14 protein-coding genes and 1 riboswitch are annotated in these 19,277 nt (G+C 42.9%); of the genes, 4 read left to right on the top strand and 10 right to left on the bottom strand.

Going from position 1 to position 19,277, the window contains the following annotated elements; all coding sequences use genetic code 11:
• Positions 1-7: 7 nt before the first annotated feature.
• From GPM24_RS14120 to GPM24_RS14110, 3 genes are all read right to left on the bottom strand, one after another.
• Positions 8-1,138 (bottom strand): esterase, encoded by a 1,131-nt coding sequence (locus GPM24_RS14120; RefSeq protein ID WP_158827458.1) that lies wholly within the window; start codon positions 1,136-1,138, stop codon positions 8-10.
• Between the two features lie 19 nt (positions 1,139-1,157).
• Positions 1,158-4,358, bottom strand: coding sequence for a TonB-dependent receptor (locus tag GPM24_RS14115; protein ID WP_158827457.1), 3,201 nt, complete (start codon positions 4,356-4,358; stop codon positions 1,158-1,160).
• 376 nt (positions 4,359-4,734) lie between these two features.
• Positions 4,735-5,337, bottom strand: a complete 603-nt coding sequence (locus GPM24_RS14110) for an FMN-dependent NADH-azoreductase (protein ID WP_158827456.1) — start codon at positions 5,335-5,337, stop codon at positions 4,735-4,737.
• A 94-nt stretch (positions 5,338-5,431) separates the two neighbouring features.
• On the opposite strand from GPM24_RS14110, the gene GPM24_RS14105 reads away from it, so the two are divergent.
• The gene (locus GPM24_RS14105) at positions 5,432-5,947 is read left to right on the top strand and encodes a winged helix-turn-helix transcriptional regulator (RefSeq protein WP_233268837.1); all 516 of its coding nucleotides are present in this window, start codon (positions 5,432-5,434) and stop codon (positions 5,945-5,947) included.
• Between the two features lie 90 nt (positions 5,948-6,037).
• Here the strand turns inward: GPM24_RS14105 and GPM24_RS14100 are convergent, their stop codons facing one another.
• Positions 6,038-8,986: a PAS domain-containing protein gene (locus GPM24_RS14100; RefSeq protein ID WP_158827455.1), complete on the bottom strand. Its 2,949-nt coding sequence runs from the start codon at positions 8,984-8,986 to the stop codon at positions 6,038-6,040.
• Between the two features lie 138 nt (positions 8,987-9,124).
• The gene (locus GPM24_RS14095) at positions 9,125-10,261 is read right to left on the bottom strand and encodes a cysteine desulfurase family protein (protein ID WP_158827454.1); all 1,137 of its coding nucleotides are present in this window, start codon (positions 10,259-10,261) and stop codon (positions 9,125-9,127) included.
• A 97-nt stretch (positions 10,262-10,358) separates the two neighbouring features.
• Positions 10,359-10,477: riboswitch (SAM riboswitch) on the bottom strand.
• A gap of 267 nt (positions 10,478-10,744) precedes the next feature.
• Between GPM24_RS14095 and GPM24_RS14090 the strand changes: the two genes are divergently transcribed.
• The 3 genes from GPM24_RS14090 to GPM24_RS14080 all read left to right on the top strand — a co-directional run bounded on the left by GPM24_RS14090 (position 10,745) and on the right by GPM24_RS14080 (position 13,711).
• Positions 10,745-11,896, top strand: a complete 1,152-nt coding sequence (locus tag GPM24_RS14090; RefSeq protein ID WP_199269765.1) for a TlpA disulfide reductase family protein — start codon at positions 10,745-10,747, stop codon at positions 11,894-11,896.
• A 196-nt stretch (positions 11,897-12,092) separates the two neighbouring features.
• Complete coding sequence (locus GPM24_RS14085; RefSeq protein WP_158827453.1) at positions 12,093-12,488, top strand: DoxX family protein; 396 nt, start codon at positions 12,093-12,095, stop codon at positions 12,486-12,488.
• 137 nt (positions 12,489-12,625) lie between these two features.
• Entirely contained in the window at positions 12,626-13,711 is a 1,086-nt protein-coding gene (locus GPM24_RS14080) for an NAD(P)-dependent alcohol dehydrogenase (protein WP_158827452.1), read from the top strand.
• Positions 13,712-14,022: 311 nt separating this feature from the next.
• On the opposite strand, the gene GPM24_RS14075 is transcribed toward GPM24_RS14080, so the two are convergent.
• From GPM24_RS14075 to GPM24_RS14055, 5 genes are all read right to left on the bottom strand, one after another.
• Positions 14,023-14,568 (bottom strand): hypothetical protein, encoded by a 546-nt coding sequence (locus tag GPM24_RS14075; RefSeq protein WP_158827451.1) that lies wholly within the window; start codon positions 14,566-14,568, stop codon positions 14,023-14,025.
• Between the two features lie 14 nt (positions 14,569-14,582).
• Positions 14,583-16,343: an ATP-binding protein gene (locus tag GPM24_RS14070; protein WP_158827450.1), complete on the bottom strand. Its 1,761-nt coding sequence runs from the start codon at positions 16,341-16,343 to the stop codon at positions 14,583-14,585.
• Positions 16,340-17,476 carry a sensor protein KdpD gene (locus tag GPM24_RS14065; protein WP_158827449.1) on the bottom strand — a complete coding sequence of 379 codons (1,137 nt, stop codon included), beginning with the start codon at positions 17,474-17,476 and terminating at the stop codon, positions 16,340-16,342. Before GPM24_RS14065 ends, GPM24_RS14070 begins: the two co-directional genes overlap by 4 nt.
• A gap of 78 nt (positions 17,477-17,554) precedes the next feature.
• Positions 17,555-18,637, bottom strand: coding sequence for a porin (locus GPM24_RS14060; protein ID WP_158827448.1), 1,083 nt, complete (start codon positions 18,635-18,637; stop codon positions 17,555-17,557).
• Positions 18,638-18,708: 71 nt separating this feature from the next.
• Complete coding sequence (locus tag GPM24_RS14055) at positions 18,709-19,275, bottom strand: K(+)-transporting ATPase subunit C (protein WP_158827447.1); 567 nt, start codon at positions 19,273-19,275, stop codon at positions 18,709-18,711.
• Positions 19,276-19,277 lie beyond the last annotated feature (2 nt).

Here is a 19,277-nt window from a genome sequence, read left to right as displayed (position 1 = left end):
ATTTAATTTATTTAAATAGCAGGGGAACAAATTCTGTCAGGTAGCGGCGCCATACTTGGTAACTATGCACGCCTTCACTTTCTTTGTATTGATGGTTGATTTTTTTTGCCTTTAGCCAGTCGATGAATTTGCGGTCATTCGGCGTTAAAAAATCATCTTTGCCAATGGCAATCCAGGCTAATTTCAATTTCTGATTAACCGACTCGTTTAAGCCGGGAAACGCCTTGTTCCAATCCGGGTCGAGCAATATCACCGCCGGACTAAATGAACCCATATAATTAAACGTATCTGCATGGTTTAACCCTGCGTCCAATGCCTGGGCACCGCCCATTGATAACCCCGCAACGGCGCGGTACTTTTTGGTTTTGCCTACATTGTACAAGCCTTCTACCATGGGTATCACTTCTTGCAGCAAAGCTTCAATAAATAGTTTTTCGTTTTTCAGGTAAGCTTCTTTGGTGCGCTGACCGGTGCCCGGATCAAACATTTCGGGTGCGCCATAACCAAGCGTGTTAATAATAATCATGGGCTTGGCCTTGCCTTGGGCAATCAAATTATCCATGATTATATTTTCGCGTCCGGCTGTTACCCATGCACTGGTTTCATCAGTAAGTCCGTGAAACAGGTAAAGTACCGGGTATGGCTCCTTACGCTTAGGGTCATATCCAGGTGGCGTGTACACACGTATGTCACGATCATCACCAATTAGTTTCGATTTAAAGAAATGCTGGCTCAACACACCGTGCGGCACATCATTCACCTCCCAGCTTAATGTTTTTGGTCCTGGCACATGAGCCAGGCTTTGCCCCAGGGCACGTTTAAATAAAGGTTTGATGTAAGGATTATTTGGATCGGGCAGTACGTTACCATCTACCGAAAAAGTATAGCGGTATACATCAGGTGCAAAGGTTTCTGTATAAGTCCAAACGCCATCAGTATCCTTGCTCATAGTTCGGGGTTTGGCATCGTCCATAATCAAAGAAACTTTTTGAGCGTTTGGCGCCAAAAACCTAAATGTTACTGAACCATTTTGTTCTACCTGAGGAGAATAAATACTTTTAGGTGTTGGCTGGGTAACAGACTGTGCTCTTGCCCCGGTAAGGGCAAGACACAGTAGTATAGTGGAAAGGTATTTCATTATTTAGCAGTTCTAGATTTTAGAATCCGTAACGCAATCCTAGCTGAAATTGATAAGGGTTACCGCCTGGTACCACCACACCTGCACTAGGGTTAACGCTGTAATTATAATTGCTGGTGGCGGCATCAAAACCGGTTAACGCGTAAATGCTGGTAGCGCCAAGGTTTTTGGTCACACCTTTATTTTTGTTAAATAAGTTAGCTACGTTAAACAGGTCGCCTGACACTTCGATGTATTGCTTTTTGGTAAAAGTTCTGAAACGCTTAGCAATACGAATATCCCACTGACCATAGAAGCCGTTGACACCAGCATTTCTTTCAGCTACTTTACCTATGCTTTTGCGCACGTAATCTTTAAGGCTTGAGCTTACATCGGGGTTGTCGAGCAGGGTTTGTACACCGGTGCGTACAGCTTGCGGAACAGCAGTATTATTAGGATCAAAAACATAGGCCAAATCGTTAGTGGCCACAAAATCACCATTTACGTTACCACCAGCCAACAGCGAATAGCGGGTACCGCCTATGCCCGAATAACGGAAACCAACGCTAAAGCCGTAAAAAGTAGGCAGGGTACCGTAAAATACAATCTTATTGCGGAACTGGTTATCCGAAGCAGTCATCTTGCTTAAATCGCGTGGATCATCCTTTACAGGAACGGACAGGGTTGCCGAATTGGCCACGTTACCGTTGTATGAGGTATTGTCTTTGGTATCATTCCAGGTATAGCTAAAAGAAACTTCACCATCTTTCCAGTAACGGTAAGTACCGTCAAACACAAATGCATACTGGTTAACCTTGCCATCGCTGTTTAACGCCAGCACACGGCCTACGCGGTTGGTTTTACGACCAAGGGTCCAGTCGGTAGCGCCGCTGGCCAAGATGCTTGATGCCGGAACATATACACCGCGATTGTCTTCATTAGAAAGCCTGAAGAAAGGCTGATCGGCCATGTTGGCATCGGTATACATATAGTTGTTACGGGCCAGTGTCATGTAGGCGCTCACACCTAATCTTAAACGCTCTGTTACAAAGCGGTTGTATGAGAAGTTTGCTTTGTATACTACCGGTATTTTCACATCCTCGCGGTTGAGGTTAATGGTTGCTAATTTAGATACGCCGGGGATGTTAAACAATTCTGCACCCGGAGATTTGGAAGGATCAGCACGGTATAAAGGAAAATTTGGAACCGGTACCAGGCTTGGTCCGGTCTTAGGAATGCTAATATCTACTGCGGCCAGTTTAGTGCCATCAAATACCATATTGTTGATCATGGTATAGTTCAAGATATCAGAACCGAATATACCTGCACCAAAGCGAATAATATCACGCTGACGTTCGCCTATATCCCAGGTAAATTGTACCCGTGGCTGTATCTGGAAAGTAGTGAGTGAATGGTCTGTTTTTAAACCCAAATCATCGTACACTATCTGGTTAAAGTTTGGTTTGTCCAGGTAATTGGTATAATCGGCACGTAAACCGGCCATCATATCCAATCCTTTTGCCAGCTTGGTTTGCATTTGCGCATACAGGCCGGTGTTGATGAAATTCTGGCGTACGCTTGGATCCTCTACCAGCGGAATCTCGCGGGCATAACGTTCGGCAACCAGGTTATTGAAGTTATCAAGACCGTTTGTGCCATTTACATAAAACCTGCCGTTCACTTCACTACCGTATCTCGAATTCATGTGGGTATACATAAGGTCGGTACCAAATGTGAAGTTGATCTTATCCGTATTGTAATATACGTTATTGGTTAACTGCGATACATTACTAAAAAAGTACTCGGGTGCATAACGCTGACCACCTAATTGTAGTGAGGTACGCACTGTTTTACCATTTACTACCGAAGGTACGTTTGTTACAATAACACGCGGAATTGTAGCCGTACCCTGCGGCAGCTGATTGCCGGGAAGGCTTTCTAAAGAAGCCGACATTTGCTGAAACTTTAACTCGTTGGTTAAACGCGGCGATAAAGTTGAACGTAAGGTAGCCAGCGTACTGTTACTTTTATTACGGGTGGTACCATAGGTTTCGTATAGGGTGATATTTGTGTTATCGCCAATGTTCTGGTTGTTCAGATCATAAATGTAGTTGTTGCTTACCGTTAATAAGTTCTTGCTGTTCAGTTGCACATCTACACGGGCGTATACCGCTGTGGTGTTTTCTTTCTTATCAAATGAACCCACCTGCGGGGAGGACGCTACGCCGTATTTGTTGCGGGCAGTAGTTAAAAAGTTATTCAATACAGATTGACTTATACTGTAACGGGACTCGTCGGCCGGGCTCTGTATATCAGCAATTTGCAGAGGTCTGGCATCGCGCTGGCGATCTAAAGCTACAAAGAAGTGAGCCTTGTCTTTAATGATTGGTCCGCCTAATGAGAAACCGTACTGATAAGTAGAGAATGGCACGTCGCGTTTATTACCACGGGTATCATAAGGCGATGATAATTCATCGGCTCTGATAAATGTAAAAGCACTGCCGCTAAAGGTGTTGGTACCCGATTTGGTAGCCGTGTTGATAAGGCCACCACCGCTGCGTCCGTAGGTAACATCATACTGGTTAGTTACTACCTTAAATTCCCGTACCGCTTCAATAGAGATAGAGTAAGGGGAACTTGGTGCTGCGGTACCGCCAAAAGTTGGATTTTTGGCACTCATACCATCAATGGTAAAGTTGGTTGATGTAGCTAACTGGCCGGACAGGTTATTGCCGCGGCTTAATGGCGACAAGTCAATCAACGAAGTAAAGTTACGGCCGTTTACCGGTAGCTTCTGGATATTTCTGGCGTTAACCGATGTTGAGGCTCCTAAGTTTGGAATGTTGTTCTGCATACGGTTGCCGTTTACCTCTACCACATTCAGCGTGTTGTTGGTTGCCTGCATTTGAATGTTTAGCTGCAACAAATCGCTCAGGTTAAGCATGTAGCCACTTCTTTTTTGTGAGCCGTAACCTACATAACTTACGTTAACGGTATAAGGACCACCCAAAGGCACTTGTTTAAAAACATATTCACCTTTCTGGTTAGTTTGTGTGGTGGTAGTAAAGCCGGTTGATTCATTCCGGATTTGTATGGTAGCGCCGGGGATACCTTCTTTTTTCTCGTCGGTGATGGTACCCGTGATACCGGCTTGTGAGGTTTGTGCCCATACAGTCGTTCGGGCGAAGCAGCATAACAACAGCAACATCATTGCTATTGATTTGTGTAGAGTTTTGAACATTATTGATTGCTTAAGTTTGCGGCAAAACTAGATTCACCTTGTTAAGTCAACCACGCAACCATATTATCAAATCAATAACGACTCAACCGAATTATTGGCACATTGCAGATATCTATACTAAAAAATTATTATAATTTTAATATATGATAAATAGTAGGTTTATGTTAGTGCTTACTATAAAAAAAAGTATTAGATCATAAAAAAGCTGTTAAAAAATTCAATTCCACAAACGATATTCAATTTGGGTTAAAATTTTATAAGTAATGCTTAACAAATAAAAACCCCAAAGCTATAGCTTCGGGGTTTTTATTTTAATGTAGCCGTTATTAAATTTCTTTTAACCAATAACGTATTGGAAAAGAAAGAAGGTTGTTAACTAGTCTATATGTATGCTGGCAACACCTTTTTCCAAAGCGTGTTCCTTAATGCCGGGTACTTTAACACCTTCCGCACGAAAAACCTTAGTATCGGTCATCCCTAAAAAGCCGAGGAACGATTTTAAGTAAGGCGCTACGAAATCGTATCCTTTTGAAGGCCCGTCCGAATAGATGCCGCCCGATGCCATGGCCACATAAACTTTTTTGCCGGTAACCTTACCTACAGGGCCGTTTTCACCATAACCAAAAGTAACCCCAGCCCTTGTAATGTGATCAATCCAAGCTTTAAGAGTGGTAGGAATAGTGAAATTATAAAGCGGAGCGCCGATGACAATAATGTCAGCAGCCAGTAACTGTTTTACTGCCTCATCAGAATAGCGTATCGACTCTTTAGCTTCGGGAGTCAATTGGTCGCCGGGCGTAAACATGGATTGCAAAATCTGAGGGTTCAAATGCGGGATGTCTAAATCGTTTAAGTTCACCTCTTCAACCGTGCTGTCCGGATATTTTTCCATTGCCTTTTTTACAATGGCTTGGCCCAGTTTAAGGCTGTAAGACTCATTTCCCTGAATGCTGGAAATTAAATGCAAAATACGTTTCATAATTTTTTTTGATATTAAAAGCTTTACATATGGCGGGAGCTTTAGGGCCGTTTTTACAATAGATGTTTATGCATGATCAAAGCTTCGATTCCTTATGCAAACGGCTATCCGGCTCTCGCAATTATTATCAGCAAAGGTATCTGGACTAACTATCAAAAAGACAGTACTTACCCAAAGGAAAGCGCTTACTTTCAGGAAAGTGCGTAGCTTTGCTTATATGACAATGATGATTGAAGATTTGATAACCGCTCCTGATAAAGCAACATGTGCAAGTTCACTGAACAACGTGTTGGATGCTTTGTACGTTTTGGGTGGCAAGTGGAAACTACCGCTGATATTGAGTTTAGTACAATCCTCAAAAAGGTTTAATGAAATTCAGCACGAAGTGATAGGCATCTCACCAAAAATTTTGGCTAAGGAGTTAAAAGACCTGGAATTGAATGAATTTGTAAAGCGCATCGTATATCCAACAACACCGGTAACCATCATATATGAGGCCACCGAGCATAGCCTGACATTGAAAAATGTACTGCACGAGTTAAGCTCCTGGGGCGAGCAGCATAGAGAAAAGATTAAGCAAAGTATGAAAAGCCAGCCTGTGAAACTTTAATTTGTGTAATATTAAAACCTGCACTTTTACAACAGGCGCTACAAATCACAATGATATGTTTATAGTAATATAAAACTAGATTTTGGATGTTCAGCCTACCTCATAAATGGGCAAAGTGAAATAAAAAGAAGAACCTACGCCGGGCGTACTCTCAGCCCATATTTTACCGTTGTGCAAACGGATAATTTCTGCACAAAGATAAAGGCCGATACCAAAGCCGGAGATGGTTTTTGTGTGCTTACTTTCCACACGATAAAATCGGTCGAACAGTCGGTCTAAATCCTGCGGTTTTATACCCATGCCTTCATCCTTTACCTGAATTTTTACGTCGTTACCAGCGTGGCTACAAAACAGTTCTATCATTTTACCTTTGGGCGAATATTTGATGGCGTTGCTGAGGAAATTGCTTAACACCTGCCCAATTTTATCGCGATCGGCCATTACCTTAACCTGATTGCACGGCAAAACACTAATTTGATGAGATGGGTACAAAAGCGTTGCTTCATCTGCACTTTCTTGCAAAAGTTCGTTTAAATCAAATGGCGTAGCATCCAAATGCAACTTACCCGACTCGGCCCTGGCTACATCTAAAAAGCCTTTAATCAGCACTTGCATTTTATCTATCTGGGTAAGCGATTTAGTTAAGGCACTGCTATAAAAACTTTCTTCTGCTTTTTGAGCCTTTATGTTCATTACCTGCAAATAAGCTTTTAAACTGGTTAATGGTGTTTTAAGCTCATGGCTGGCAATGGCAATAAAATCATTTTTCCTGATCTCTTCCAGCTTACGTTGGGTAATATCCATTTTGGTGCCCGAAAAGTGAGCCGGCTGCCCATTCTCTGCGGGGTAAAGCTTACCGGTTGCCTTAATCCAGCGCAGCTTACCGTCATGAAAGTCATGTACAGGATATTCAAGATCATAACTGCCACCTTGCAGCGCTACTTTTTCAATGGTGTTAAGTACCATGTCGCGATAATCATCAGTGATTTGGGCTGCGGCCGCTGCAAAGGTCATCTCCTCATCCGGCAAAAATCCAAATAGCTCTTTTAGTCTGGGCGATGCAAAAAACTCCTGAGTTTCGGTATTCAAATACCACGTGCCAAGCTGTGCCGACTCAACAGCCATACTTAGCTGTTCCTGCACGCGTTCGGCTTTCTTTTGAGCCAGTATGCGGTCGGTAGTTTCATTCAGAATAATTAAAAGGCCGGTAACCTTACCATTCTGATCTTTAAGCGGATGATAAATGGAGTTGACGTATGCCTCCCGTAACCCGCCCTGGTGATAAAGCGTCACTTTTAAATCAGTATTATAACGGGTAATTCCGGTTTGGTACGCTTCGTCCATCCAGGCATGAACAGACTGACCCTGCAGTTCAGGCCTGGCCTGTTTATGTAGTTTACCAAGCACTTCCTCCTGTGTACGTCCCCATATATCAAGCATGGCTTGGTTTACCAAATCAATCACCAAGTTTTCCCCACGCAAAAAGCACATACCTACTGGTGCCTGGTCTATTAAGCTGCTTAAACGCTGTTCGCTATCTGCCAACTGATCTACCATTCGCTCCAAAGCCATCTGCGCTTCCGTGAGCTCTTCATTAGTGGTCATGAGCTCTTCGTTGGATGCAGCCAATTCTTCATTCAGCGCTTCCATCTCTTCCTGCCGCTCCTGTAAAAGCTTGCGACTTTCCACCATTTCAGTTATATCTTTAACACTAACCAAAATAGCTTCAACATTACCATCGTCGTCAAACAGCGGATCGTAAGAGAAATCAATAAACGCTTGCTTTACGCCACCTTCGGGCAATATGATAGTCACTGGCAGTTCGGCGAAGGCAACCGGTTCTTTTTTGTCAAAAATGCTTAGCAACATTTTGGGGTAAGGCTGCCCTTCCAGTTCCGGAAAAACATCGATGAGCTTTTTTCCTAAAACATCTTCACTAATCCGGCCCCATACATCTAATATTGGTTGGTTAGCAATATCAATTATCAAATTGCGGCCTTTTATAACGCACATACCAATGGGCGTAGTTAATACCATACGGGTAAAGCGCCTGGCACTTTCTTCTATTTTGTTCCGGGCTTTAACCATTTCAGTTACCTCGGTGGCAACCTCCAACACGCCGGTAATTCTATTTTCTTCCCAAAGCGGCGTATAAGTAAAATTGAAATAGCCGGTTTCCGTCTGGCCATTGCGATACAATTCAACCTGAATCTCCGTTTCTGAAACCTGCTCGCCAGATTGATAAACCTGATGAAGAATCTCAAAAATAGGTTGCCCTTTAATTTCGGGCAAGGCATCGAGCAAAGGAAGTCCGATAATATGGTCGGATTTGCCAAGCAATTCCAGCATTTGTGGATTCGCAATATCAATTACTAAATTATCGCCATGCAATACCAGCATAGCCGCGGCAGATTGCTCTACCATGCCCCGAATTCTTGACTCACTTTCAGCAAGCGCCTGCGTACGTTGTTCTACCCTAGCCTCAAGCTCCTGATTCAGTTCAGAGAGGCTTGCCTGAGATTGTAATAGTTCTTCATTAATGGCACTAAATTCTTCATTTGCCGCTGCCAGTTCTTCATTAAGCGCCTGTTGCTCGCGCAGCAAGTGCAGCTCGTTTTGCTGAGCAGTTTCCAGTGCTATCTGACCAGCCACCTGAGCGGTAACATTATTCAAGGAGCACATCACGTACTTCGCTTCTCCATCGCCCTCTCCGCCTATGGGTAAAAACTCCATCTGCCACCAGATAAGTCCATCCGGTGCTATTAAAAAAGGTTCAAGCGTTTGAGATGATGAAGTTAATACTGCACGCTGCAAATTTTCATTTATCTGTTCAGTTAACGCATCATTGGGTGCTATTTCTTCAACCATTGCCAAAAAATTAGCGCCGGATAACTCATTTACCCGTTTACGGAACAGCTCCTGCCATGCCTGGTTACCAGCTATAACGGTATAGTGCGGCGAGGCTGCTTTTACAAGCAGGCGCGGTTCTTTGAGCTGATTGAACAGTATCTGAAATAAAGGATCTTGAAGGTGATGCATGCGCATGCAAAATACGGCATAATTATGAGAAGGTATGCATTATAAGTGTCAAATAAGACATGCCTCTACAAATTCAGAAACAACTGCAAGTTATGGCGAGTATTTTGCATGCGCAACTGGCATTTACAAGATGATAGTTTAAGCAGCTATACTTTGATATAGCTGTGTTAAGATTTGCATTACCTGATCAATCTCGTTTTGAGTGTTAAATTTGCTAAATGAAAAGCGGATGTGCTGACGGTTGGTTGGCGCATCCAGCGCACTTAACACATGTGATGATGCACCCGTAGAGCAGGCACTTCCGCCGGATACGGAAATATGTTGTTCGTCTAAACGTTGCAGCAGGTTTTGGGCGTAGCCCTCTACTGCAAAACTTGCATTTAAAACGGTATACAAACTTTTGTGTGCAATGGCCGAATTACCGTTGAATGTGATGCCAGGCACATCGGCCAGCAACCGCTCAATGGTGTATTGTTTCAATTTCTGAATGTGATGCTGATGCTCATCCAGATACTGATAAGCCAGCTGTAGTGCTTTAGCCAAACCAACGATGCCCGGGATGTTTTCCGTTCCCGCACGTAGTTTGCCTTCCTGACCGCCGCCATGAATCAGCTGGGTGGTTTTAACGCCCTTGCGCACATAAACAAACCCAACACCTTTAGGACCATGAAATTTATGCGCCGATGCAGCCAGAAAATGAATGTTTAATTTTTGCAGGTCAAAGCGGTGATGCCCCATGGTTTGCACCGTATCTGAATGAAACAAGGCGTTGTAGGTTTGACAAATGCGGCCGATGGTTTCAATATCATTTAAATTGCCCACCTCGTTGTTGGCATGCATTACCGATACCAGGCTGCGGCCGTGTGTTTGCAACAAAAACGCCAAATGCTCCAAATCCAAATTTCCCTGCTCATCATGCTCAATAAAGCTGATTTTAATTTTACCCTGCGCCTGCAAGGCAATAAGCGTATGCAATACGGCATGATGCTCAAACCGGGTAGTAATCACATGATCAATCCCCTGCCCATATACTGCAGATAAAATAGCTGTATTATCAGCTTCTGTGCCTCCGGATGTAAAAATAATTTCTTCTGGCAAAGCATTTAACAATGAGGCAATCGCAGCACGACTGTCTTCTATAGCTGATTTGGCTTGACGGCCTTGCGCATGATGCGACGACGGATTACCAAAATGATTAAGCAAATAGGGCGTCATGGCCGAAAAAACTTCGGGATCTAAGGGAGTGGTTGCGGCGTTGTCCAGATAAATTCTCATGTCGTTTCTATTTTAAGTTGACCTACAAAGCTTTGCCACTTATACCCGAAAACCTGAAAACGACATCAGTATACCGCCATGCGGTATGTTACTTGTTGTCTTATCTTTCTCTTACAGTTAAGCAAGAGCAGGAGTTAGCACCTTTTACCTGCCCATAGGCTGGTATAGGTTGCTAAGACGTCATAGGGCCTTTCCCTCAGTCTTTCTGGATAAGTTGACAAAGAACGTTCAATAAACAGCAGCAAATATAGTACTATATTATATATTCCCTATAGAAATAGTAGATATTTATTTATCTTTACAGCCGGTGGCTATTTAAGATTAAAAGTAAGTCATTAAAAGCACTATTGGATTCTACATTAATTTTTTGAAATCGCTGCCAAACTCAATTATTAAATAGTATCCAAAAGATATTTTATAACATTATCGCATGAATTTTTTAAATTGAATTTAGCAGAACAAAATTATTATCACACATATTAAATGATGAAAAAAACACTCGCTACCATCGCCATGCTAGCCCCGGCCCTGCTTATGGCTCAACAGCAATACATTGTAAACGGAAAAATTGGAAAGCTTAATTCGCCTGCCAAGGCTTATTTAAGCTACCGCACAGCTAATGGTAATGTCACAGATTCTGCCGCTATCAACGCCGGAAGTTTTACATTTAAAGGCAACTTGGCCGAACCGCTTAAAGCTACGCTTATCATTGCGCACCATGGCGAAAACTTGCGTACCATCCGCCGCCCCGATGCATTGGCTATTTATCTTGAAAGTGGAAAAATTGCAATAAACTCACCCGATTCGGTTTTGCGCGCCAAGGTGAGTGGCTATGATGTGAACAAGATAAATGATGAGTTAAATCGTGTGCTGGCACCATTTGAACAGCAAAGAAAACTAGCGCTGGCGGCATACCGCGCGCAACCTGAAGCGCAACGAAACGGAGATGCACTGGATAAACAACTGGAAGCCATTAATGTACAACAAAAAACGGTATTACCGGCCTTTATCAAAAAGTATAATCAATCGGTAGTTGCACTGGATGCATTAAAAACTTACGGTGGCTATTTTCCGGAAGCTACCGAAGTAGCGCCTTTATATGCGCAATTAGGTGATCAGGTCAAAAGTAGTGCTGCCGGACAACAATACAGCACCTGGCTAGATGGCTGGAAAAAAACAGCTTTGGGTGCACAAGCACCATTATTTACACAGCAAGATAAAGATGGCAAAGCTGTAACTTTAGCCAGTTTTAAAGGCAAATATGTTCTGGTAGATTTCTGGGCTTCGTGGTGCGGCCCGTGCCGGCGAGAAAACCCTAATGTGGTAAAGGCATTTAACCGCTTTAAGGATAAAAACTTTACTATTTTAGGCGTATCACTGGATAGCAAAAAAGAGGCTTGGCTCAAAGCTGTGGCTGACGACCAGTTAAACTGGACACAGGTATCAGATTTAAAATACTGGAGCAACGAAGTAGCGCAGCTTTACGGGGTTCGTGCCATACCACAAAACTTTTTGCTCGATCCATCTGGTAAAATCATCGCCAAAAACTTAAGCGGCGAACAGCTTTCTGCTAAGCTGCACGAATTATTTACCGACGGAAGCCAGTCTGCGGCTGTTAAAGCCAGCACTAAATAACGTCTAAGAAACAAAGCATCTGGTAACAGTAAATTATCAGTCTTTTAAGATAAGCTATACATTAAAGCCCGGCTCCTGATAAGAAGGAACGGGCTTTAATTTTTTTAATGGTTAATGCTTACCACTGTGGCTATGAAAGCGCTTCTGCCTACTGTGGAATGGTAATTGTAAGAGTAAAAACCTTAAATCAGCTACTATGAAAACTGAACAGATTAAAAACATAGCACGGGTACTCTTAGGAAGCAACCTAATCTTCGCCGGTATTGGCCATCTCACTTTTGCGCGCAAAGATTTTAGGGCGCAGGTACCTGATTGGGTTCCGCTTAAAATAGATGATACCGTAGTATACTCCGGTTTTGCAGAAATTGCTTTAGGCAGTGCAATCATCTTCGCCCCCAAAAAACATCGTGAAACCGTTGGCAAAGTGGCAGCCGCCTTCTTTGCAGCCGTTTTTCCAGGCAATATAGCACAGTACACGCATCATCGTGACGCCTTTGGCTTAAATTCCGATACCAAGAGATTTGCACGATTACTTTTCCAGCCCGCTTTAATTTACTGGGCCTTGAAAAGCACCAGTGACATTAAGCAGTAGCCGTTACTTGCTAAAGCTAAACGAAACATCGTCAGTAAGAGCCAAGGGTTGTAAATGGTTGCTCTAAATAATGACTTGGTGAAAAACCTGTGCGTGGGGTGAATGTTGACTAATAGAACAAACACTAAACAGTTACTATGGAAAACTTAAAAGCCAAAGGCTACGGCGCTACAGGCTCTATTTTCAGCAGCTTAAAGCCAATGGCTTTTGAGCGTACACCACCTCAGGCAGATGAGGTTCTGATTGACATTTTATACTGCGGCGTATGCCATTCAGACCTGCACCAGGTAAAGAACGATTGGGGTAACACCCTTTACCCTTGCGTTCCAGGCCATGAAATTGTTGGTAAAGTTTTAGAAGCAGGCAGCGCCGTTACCAAATATAAAGTGGGCGACACCGTAGGTGTGGGTTGCATGATTGACTCTTGCGGCCATTGCAACCCTTGCCAGGAAGGTGAAGAGAACTATTGTGAAGGCCCCGTGAGTTGGACGGCCACTTATAACGGCCCCATGAAACCTGACGGCAGCGGCTACAATACATTTGGTGGCTATTCGGATAAAATTGTAGTGAAAGAATCCTTTGTGCTTAAGATACCTGATGCACTGGATATTAGATCAGCTGCACCTATATTATGTGCCGGCATTACCACCTATTCGCCTTTAAAACACTGGGGAGTTAAAGAAGGTAGCAAAGTAGGTGTAGTAGGTATCGGCGGGTTAGGCCACATGGCCATTAAACTTGCTAAAGCTTTAGGTGCAGAAGTTACGGCCATTACCCGTGACAAAGAAAAACAGGCGGATGCCGAGCGCTTTGGTGCCAGCCAGGTGCTGATTTCGACTGATAAAGAAGCAATGACTAAACAAGAGCTGACGTTAGACTTCATTTTGGTAACTATTCCCGACGAATTTGAGGTGAACCTTTACATCAACCTGCTTAAAAAAGATGGTGTATTGGTTACTGTTGGCTTGCTGGCACCTTATGCTAAAGCACTTAACAACATGAATATCGCTATGCACCGTCGAACTGTAGCCGGATCGCTAATTGGCGGAATTGGCGAGACCCAAGAGGTGCTTGACTTTTGCGCTCAGCATGGAATTCTACCCGATATAGAGCTGATTAAGATACAAGACATTAACGATGCATATGATAAAATGCAGGATCAGGAAGTACATTACCGGTATGTAATTGATATGCAGTCATTAAAAGAAAAAGAAATTAGCTAAGCTTATGCTTCAATATCTTATAGAAACGAAGCCGATTTGTCTAAAACTGCAGGGCGTTTTTCATCATGTATCAATTTACCGATTGACATGTCCGCGCGCTCCCCTGTCATGATTTGTTACGTTTCTATTAATCGCTTATGGCTATTTTGACACAACAACAGCTAGAAGATTAATAAAATTTGCGACTGCTTCATCCAATAAGATTCTTGTACGCATTCATAAACATGCTGTACAAGAATTTTATTGGATGATTCGATTGCAAACCGCAAATATTTAAGCTGCTTAAAAGCTGGGGTTTACAATATATGCCTTTAATATTTAACGGTAAAGGCACAAAGCCGTTTCAATCTAAACAGAAAGAACAAAAGCGACAATCCCAAAGCGTATACCAAAAGGCTCAATAAAGGCATGAAGTATAGCACTTGCAACCAAACCAAGTAGTTACTTGATAGAAACAAAAGCCAGAGCCCCAAAAGTAGTAAGGAGAAAAGCCACTGGCTTATTACAATTAATCGGACTTGTTTAGCTACATGGGCAGGCACTATCCGGTTTTCAACTTCCTCTTCAAACCGCCCAATCTTTCGTTTTGAATCGAGCCAATGCAGATACATAAAAATGCCAAACAGTGCACCTATTAACCAAAGGATTACCTGAAGGTGAAATTCATTTTTATCAATAAAAACATTGTAAAACTTTATTGACGAGAACACCACTAATAAATAAGCTAATGCCACACTGCAATTGCAGCCAAACAATAAGCGCTCTGCCTGAATATGCTGGTAACGTGTCCACACCCCATCTACATGCACTTTGCCACTTCCCGGATGACATTCCTTTTTCACGTGTTCGCTAATCATCACTTTTAGTTTATTTAACTTACTGTAGGCAAGGTGAAATAAAACCTACTTCCTTCGCCAATGGCACTTTCTACACCAATCTGTCCGTTCTGCGCTTCAATGAAGGTCTTAGATATAGCCAGTCCTAAACCAGATCCCGACTTATTCTGGCCATCGGTTGGTACCTGAAAGTACCGGTCGAACAACCGCTTTTGATATTGCTTTTCTATTCCCTTTCCAAAATCACGTACTGAAAATATCATTTGCGTTCCCCTAAAACGAACTTCGATAACTACCTTAGAGCCTTCATAGCTGTACCGTAGTGCATTTGACAGGAAATTAACCAGCACCCAAGCCGTCTTTTCGGTGTCTACCTGTACCTGTGGCAAACTGTTATCCAGTACAGTTTCTAACCGGATGTTTTTTTGCTCTGCTTGGAACTTAACTGCTTTTACTGCATAATTGACAATATCCGCCGGATGACTCGGCATCAAATTCATCTGGATATTTCCGGTTTCCACCTGCGAAAGATCAAGCAATCCACCGGCAATGTTCAGTAACCGTTCACTGTCTTCAGTGATGTGCTGCACCAGTTGCAGTTGTTCGTCATTAAGCGTGCCTACCCTGCCGTCCTTCAACAGTTTCAAACTCATTTTAATGGATGAGATAGGCGTTTTCAACTCGTGCGATATGGTGGCAATAAAATTTGACTTTGCCTCATCGCGTTGCGTAAATTCTGTTACGTTACGCAAGATGTATACTTTGCCTGCCGAACGGTTAGCAATGTTAAGCGGCTGCGATTCGTCTTTTACAGATTCAACCACCGGCACAATAATTTCACGTACGTCTAATTGAAAAAATGTTTCCGTTTTATCTACCACAATTTTGAATGGCTTTTGAGGAGGTTGAGTACTGATGATAGAGTTTAACAAATCATTACTTTGGGCAAAGTGCATTACCGGCTTCCCAACCAGCTGCTGCTCTTTCAAATTCAAAACATTTTCGGCGGTAGTATTAATAAACAGTATTTTTCCTTTCTCGTTTACGCCTATAATGGCATCCTGCATCTGCTCAATAATAGTTTCGATGCGCTGTTTGTCTGAGAGGATATTGGCCAGGTTGCTGTTTTCCCATTCTTGTAACTGTGCAGCCATGTTATTAAAGGCAATAGCTACGTCGGCAAATTCGTCGTCTTTATTAAAATGCAGCCGCTCATCATAATTTTTTTCACCAATTTCTCGAATCCCCGAAGCTAGTTGCCGTAGCGGATCAGCAATAAAGCCCGGAAAATTTACACTGAAGCTAAATAGGATTAAAAATGTTAAAGTAGCTGTTAAGCTTAATAGCACAGTAGCATTTTTGACAGACTCTTGCGCTTTGTTATTTTTCCGTTCAATAGCAACCATATTCAGTTGCTCGATGGCACCTAACTTAGCTCTCAGGCTTCTAACAGCCAACTGTTTGGCCTGCATAGTCAGCACCGGATTTTGAACCTGTTCAAACAAACGCCGTACAGCGGTGGTCAATTCAAACTCACCTTTTTCTGTGACATTATTTTCTTGTTTAGCAAAGGCAGATTTGAAAGCTGTAATTGCAGAAGGGCTTAACGGCAAATCATTTTTATCTAATATTCCACGCATTTCGCGCGTATATCGTAGGGTATTGTAATTATCCTTTAGAATTACCTTAGCACTTTCAGATATCTGGCTGATGTAATAAAGCGACAATACGCCAAAACAAAGCACGATAACAAATAAGAACCCAAATCCAAGTCTTAATTTACTCTTGATTTTCATGACAGTATAACTAAATCTATTTCTGTTGCTGCCAGCCGCTTAAGCAGCTCGTTAAACACCGTAGTTTTTAATATCACCTGAAAAAGGCTTAGGTGCGGTTTGCCTATGCAAATGGTGGTAACTTCCCGCTCGGTTGCTATATGTAAGATGGTTTGGGTAATTTGGTCACTTTTTATTTTGACCACCTCGGCACCCAGTTCGGTAGCGAGCTTAAAATTGTTTAGCAGGAAGCGTTGCTTATCCAGTTTGATACGGTCCAAGCTTTCGCTGCTGCTTTGCACATACAGCACTATCCAGGGCGAGCGGTAGTACGAAGCTAAACGTGCCGTTTTGCGGATGACTACTTTGGCTGTTTCGGCATTGGAAGAGATGCAGGCCAAAAAACGTTCGGGCCGTAGCTTTACTTGCTTAGGCACTTCTACATCTATCTTTCGCTCCAGATGATGAGCCACCTCTTTTAAGGCGAGCTCACGTAACTGCAATATTTTATCGCTTTGAAAAAAGTTTTGAAGTGCGCGTTCAATCTTAGTCGGATCGTATATTTTACCTTGCTTTAGCCGATCTATTAATTCATCGGCTGTAAGGTCAATATTTACAATTTCGTCGGCCAGTTGCAGCACTTTGTCGGGTATGCGCTCGGTAATAGGAATGCCGGTGATATCCTCCACCTCTTCGTTCAAACTTTCCAGGTGCTGAATATTTACGGCTGTGATTACACTAATACCAGCGTCCAGAATATCCAATACATCCTGCCAGCGCTTAACATTTTTACTGCCTTCTATATTAGTGTGGGCCAGTTCATCAACAATAACCACTTCTGGGTGCCGGTTCAGGATGGTCTGTAAATCCATCTCTTCCAGCTCTTTCCCCTTATAAAAAATTTTGCGCCTCGCTATAATTGGCACACCGGCCAGCAAAGCATGGGTTTCTGCACGGTTATGAGTTTCAATGTAACCAATCTGTATATCAATTTCGTTGCGAAACAAGGCATGTGCCTCCTGCAACATACGGTATGTTTTGCCTACACCGGCACTCATACCTATGTACACTTTAAGTTTTCCGCGCCGTGATGTTTTAACCAGTTCCAGAAAACTTTTAACAGAACTGTCTTTATGTTCTTCTTCTAACCCCATAATTGGCCGGCTTTGAATAAAAAGCTTAAAAACGGGCGGCAATACCACCCGTTTTGATTAACTGCTGTGCTATACAAATTAGAAAGAAACGGCGAAGCTTGCCGTAACCAGCGGACTATGATTACTCACTGTTTCCAGCTTTGAAAAGATATCGTCTTTGCTATCATACACCTTTCCTTCCAAACGGATTAGTGCATTAGGCATAGGCGCATAATCGATGTTAAGCGAATAACCTTTGGTGCTAAAACCATGTGGCGTTCCGGTGGCTATAATCATCCCGTTTTTGTCTTGATAATACTCAAACCGTCCGGCCAAAGCCCACTTGTCGGCAAACTGATACCTGGCAATAGCCACCGGCGATATGATGTGATTATGCCCGTCGCTATCTTTAGCTTTTTGCTGTGTTCCGTAATCAAACCCGGCGGTTAAGCCAAGTTTAGATGTTATTTGGAATATGCCGTAAAAATTGTGGTAGAAACGGCGTACCCTTATCGAGTCAGCCCCTTCAGTACCCAGGTAATTGCTATAGTTTAGGGTAATTTTATCGGTTGGCTTAAAATATATTTGTAAACCACCGGCAGGCTTGCTGTTGCCATCTTGCCGGTTAATGCGTTGCCAACCATTCAGGTACAAACCTGTTAGTGTTAACTTACCATCATTGGTGGTGTAAGTTAGCTTTGCGCCCGACTCATAGTAAGGTGTGTTTTCTGATGCGATATTTCTGGTAAGAACCCAGCAATCTTTGGATATGGCACTTTCAAAACCAATGTGCGAGGCGAATATACCACCATCTAACCACAGGTTGGCCGTTTTAGAAAGTTTGATTCCGGCATTGGCTTCAAATACGTTTTTAAGTACGCCCTGTTCGGCCGCATAGTTTGCATTGGCGTAAGTGCCGGCCATCAAAGCCAAATTAGCTCTCACGCTTCCGTTATCATAATTAGCTTTGATAAAGCCCAAGTTTAAATTCACCTCGTTGTGGCGGTTATGCGAGTATACGAAGCCCGGACGGGTATTATTTACCGGTCGGTTAAAATCAAAACCATAATATAACTCAGCGTAACCGCTGATGGTAAAGTTGTTTGCTTTTTTGGTAGAATCTTGAGCGTTAACAGCTAATGTGCTGCCTAACAATGCGGCAGCCAATAGAAATTTTTTCATTAGATGAAGTTGTTAAGCGCAGCCGCTATAAGGCTGCGCAAATGTGTATGAATTTAGATAAGGTGGCGATGTTATTTTTTTAGTTCATCCAAGGCAATGTTAAGCTTCAGCACATTTACTGTTTTGGGGCCTAACAAGCCCAGCAGCGGCTGCTGAATATGGTTTTCTACCAAGCTTTCTACCTGCTTTTCATCCAGTTTGCGGTTGGCTGCAACTCTTCTGATTTGAATACGGGCTGCCTCTGGTGAAATATCCGGATCCAAACCACTGCCTGATGCCGTAACCAAATCGGCTGGGATATCGCTACGTTTTAGATAAGGCTGATATTTCATCAGGGTATCTATTCGGCTATTTACATCTTTCAAATAATCGGGATTGCTTGAACCTTTGTTGGAACCTGCAGAACCCGCAGCGTTGTAACCAGCGGCTGATGGACGGCTCCAGAAATAACGCGGACTGTCAAACTTTTGACCGATGGCAACATAGCCTACTACTTTACCATTCACTTTAACAGTTTCGCCATCACCATGACCATTGGATAGTTTACCGCCAAACATGATAATTAAAGGATATATTACACACAGCAGAACAATTAAAACGATGGTTAACCGCAATGCCTGTAAAAGATACGTTTTCATTT

It is taken from the genome of Mucilaginibacter lacusdianchii, from assembly GCF_009770985.1.
Classification (GTDB): domain Bacteria; phylum Bacteroidota; class Bacteroidia; order Sphingobacteriales; family Sphingobacteriaceae; genus Mucilaginibacter; species Mucilaginibacter lacusdianchii.
This window is presented reverse-complemented; position numbering and strand designations above follow the sequence as displayed.

What these genes read in the sequence shown, in the direction of transcription:
- GPM24_RS14120 (WP_158827458.1), bottom strand. Translation starts at nt 1,138, where the DNA reads ATGAAATACCTTTCCACTATACTACTGTGTCTTGCCCTTACCGGGGCA.
- GPM24_RS14115 (WP_158827457.1), bottom strand. Translation starts at nt 4,358, where the DNA reads ATGTTCAAAACTCTACACAAATCAATAGCAATGATGTTGCTGTTGTTA.
- GPM24_RS14110 (WP_158827456.1), bottom strand. Translation starts at nt 5,337, where the DNA reads ATGAAACGTATTTTGCATTTAATTTCCAGCATTCAGGGAAATGAGTCT.
- GPM24_RS14105 (WP_233268837.1), top strand. Translation starts at nt 5,432, where the DNA reads ATGCAAACGGCTATCCGGCTCTCGCAATTATTATCAGCAAAGGTATCT.
- GPM24_RS14100 (WP_158827455.1), bottom strand. Translation starts at nt 8,986, where the DNA reads ATGCATCACCTTCAAGATCCTTTATTTCAGATACTGTTCAATCAGCTC.
- GPM24_RS14095 (WP_158827454.1), bottom strand. Translation starts at nt 10,261, where the DNA reads ATGAGAATTTATCTGGACAACGCCGCAACCACTCCCTTAGATCCCGAA.
- GPM24_RS14090 (WP_199269765.1), top strand. Translation starts at nt 10,745, where the DNA reads ATGATGAAAAAAACACTCGCTACCATCGCCATGCTAGCCCCGGCCCTG.
- GPM24_RS14085 (WP_158827453.1), top strand. Translation starts at nt 12,093, where the DNA reads ATGAAAACTGAACAGATTAAAAACATAGCACGGGTACTCTTAGGAAGC.
- GPM24_RS14080 (WP_158827452.1), top strand. Translation starts at nt 12,626, where the DNA reads ATGGAAAACTTAAAAGCCAAAGGCTACGGCGCTACAGGCTCTATTTTC.
- GPM24_RS14075 (WP_158827451.1), bottom strand. Translation starts at nt 14,568, where the DNA reads ATGATTAGCGAACACGTGAAAAAGGAATGTCATCCGGGAAGTGGCAAA.
- GPM24_RS14070 (WP_158827450.1), bottom strand. Translation starts at nt 16,343, where the DNA reads ATGAAAATCAAGAGTAAATTAAGACTTGGATTTGGGTTCTTATTTGTT.
- GPM24_RS14065 (WP_158827449.1), bottom strand. Translation starts at nt 17,476, where the DNA reads ATGGGGTTAGAAGAAGAACATAAAGACAGTTCTGTTAAAAGTTTTCTG.
- GPM24_RS14060 (WP_158827448.1), bottom strand. Translation starts at nt 18,637, where the DNA reads ATGAAAAAATTTCTATTGGCTGCCGCATTGTTAGGCAGCACATTAGCT.
- GPM24_RS14055 (WP_158827447.1), bottom strand. Translation starts at nt 19,275, where the DNA reads ATGAAAACGTATCTTTTACAGGCATTGCGGTTAACCATCGTTTTAATT.